General features: G+C 66.9%; 2 pseudogenes. One reads left to right on the top strand and one right to left on the bottom strand.

Annotation, left to right across the window (positions count from 1 at the left end):
* Positions 1 to 1,096 (bottom strand): annotated as a pseudogene (gene argA, locus I73_RS27530) (amino-acid N-acetyltransferase); the annotation flags it as partial.
* Positions 1,097 to 1,173: 77 nt separating this feature from the next.
* Here argA and I73_RS11680 point away from each other — a divergent pair.
* A pseudogene (locus tag I73_RS11680) lies at positions 1,174 to 1,879 on the top strand (DEAD/DEAH box helicase); the annotation flags it as partial.

The following is a 1,879-nucleotide window of genomic DNA, read 5'->3' on the forward strand; positions in this document are numbered from 1 at the left end:
ATCTCACCCGTCTTGGCCTCGGGATAGGGGTAGAGCGCTGCGCAGCCGAAGATCACGCCGTCGTGCTCGATCACGGTGTAGTTGGCGATGTCCCGCTCGATCTCGGTGCGGCTGCGTTTGACCAGCGTGCCGTCCATTTCGTAGGGCTCGATCAGCTTCAGGATACCCCCCACATCGTCCGAGGTCGCCTCCCGCAGGCTCTCGAGTTTTTCATCCACGACCATGGTGCCGATGCCGTCGTGGGTGAAAACCTCCATCAGCAAGGCCCCGTCCATCGCGAACGGAAGAATGTGCGAGCGCTCCACGCCACCCCGGCAGGCCCGCACGCAATATTGCAAGTAGAAGCCCGGGTCGGTGGGTTGCATCGGCCGTGGCAGCGAGGCCAGAAGCCGCTGGGCGTCGGGCAGGGCAATTTCGGTGTCGATCGGGCTGTCCGGATCCTCCTGGGATTCGCGGATGCCGGGGATCTCCGTCATGAACAGCAGTTTGTCCGCCCCCAGGGCAATGGCCACCTCGGTGGCCACGTCTTCCATCGAGAGGTTGAAGGCCTCGCCCGTGGGGGAAAAACCGAAGGGCGAGAGCATCACCAGGGCGCCGATGTCCATGGCGCGGCGGATGGCGGTGGCATCCACCTTGCGCACCACGCCGCTGTGCATGAAATCCACGCCGTCGACGATGCCCACGGGGCGGGCGGTCAGGGAATTGCCGGGAATCACCCGCACGTGGGATTGGCCATCGGGGTGTTGGGCAGACCCTGCGAAAACGCCGCTTCGATTTCAAAACGCAGCTGGCCCGCGGCTTCCTGGGCGCAATCCAGGGCGACCGGATCGGTGACCCGCATGCCATGGGAAAACACCGAAGCATGCCCTTTGGCCAGCAGTTGTTCATTCACCTGCGGCCGGAAACCATGCACCAGGACCAGGTGCACCCCCATCGCGTGCAGGATGGAAATGTCCTGCACGAATGCATTCAGCCGCCCGGCGGCAATCAGCTCACCGGTGATGCCGATCACGAAGGTCTTGCCTCGGTAGGCGTGGATGTGCGGCGCAACCGAGCGGAACCAGGGGACGAAGGTGTGGGGGAAGACGAGGTCCATGGTGGGCGGAATTGTGCCGCACCCCCGCGGCCCCGCGGACGACGCGGCGCAGGCCCAGCAACGATAATCCCCGCCCTGTGACCGATTCCGCCTCCCGCACCCGCTCTTCCGCGCCGAATGCCGGCGCCCCGCGTTCCCCTCGGCCCCCTCGCACGGGGGGCGTGCCGCGCACGCCACGGCCTGCCACGCCGGTGCCGCCCATCACCTTTCCGGAATCGCTGCCCGTCTCCGGCCGGCGCGATGAGATCGCTCAGGCCTTGCAGGTCCACCAGGTGGTCATCGTCTGCGGCGAGACCGGCTCGGGCAAGACGACCCAACTGCCCAAGATCGCGCTGGCCCTGGGCCGCGGCCTGGGCGCCGGTGGCAGCGGCCTGATCGGCCACACCCAGCCGCGGCGGATCGCCGCCAGCTCGGTGGCCAAGCGCATCGCCGAGGAGCTCAACTCGCCGCTGGGTGAGGTGGTGGGCTACAAGGTCCGCTTCAACGACCGGCTGCAGCCCGGCGCCAGCGTCAAGCTGATGACCGACGGCATCCTGCTGGCGGAGACCCAGACCGATCCGCTGCTCAAGGCCTACGACACGATCATCATCGACGAGGCCCATGAGCGCAGCCTGAACATCGACTTCCTGTTGGGCTACCTGCGCCAGATCCTGCCCCCGGCGCCCCGACTGAAGATCATCGTCACCTCGGCGACGATCGACGCCGACCGCTTCGCCCAGCATTTCGCCTCGGCCAGGGGCCGGCGCCCGTGATTCTAGTGAGCGGTGCACCTTCCCTGTGGAG

This window comes from Ideonella sp. B508-1 (assembly GCF_000333615.1).
GTDB lineage: Bacteria > Pseudomonadota > Gammaproteobacteria > Burkholderiales > Burkholderiaceae_C > Ideonella.